Below are 414 nucleotides of genomic sequence, written 5' to 3' on the forward strand. Positions count from 1 at the left end.
GTCTACCCGCTGCTCATCCTGTCCCAGAACGTGCCTGTCGTCATTTTGGGACCCATCCTGACGATGTTGTTCGGTTATGGCACGCTGCCCAAGACGCTGCTCGTCATGCTCGTCTGTTTCTTTCCCGTATCGGTCGCCATGCTGTCGGGTCTTGCCAGCGCGGATGCCGGACTGCGTCATTATATGCGCATGATCGGAGCGGGCAAGGCGGAGCTGTTCTGGAAGCTGGAGCTTCCCAGCGCCGCCGTTCATCTGTTCTCCGGACTCAAGATTGCCGCGACGTACAGCATGTTAGGGGCGGTCATCGCCGACATGCTGGCCCCGAAGCTTGGCCTCGGAGGTTTTATGGCTCTGTCCTCGCGCGGCTTCATGCCGGAGCGGGCGTTCGCCGCCGTTATTCTGATCATTATCGTA

The 414-nt window shown here is 59.7% G+C and carries 1 protein-coding gene; it reads left to right on the top strand.

What is annotated here, in order from left to right; all coding sequences use genetic code 11:
- The coding region (locus tag PAT3040_RS38800; RefSeq protein ID WP_258235068.1) for an ABC transporter permease at positions 1-414 on the top strand (414 nt) is incomplete at both ends.

Origin of the sequence: Paenibacillus agaridevorans, from assembly GCF_003112455.1 — a bacterium.
Taxonomy (GTDB): Bacteria; Bacillota; Bacilli; order Paenibacillales; family Paenibacillaceae; genus Pristimantibacillus; species Pristimantibacillus agaridevorans.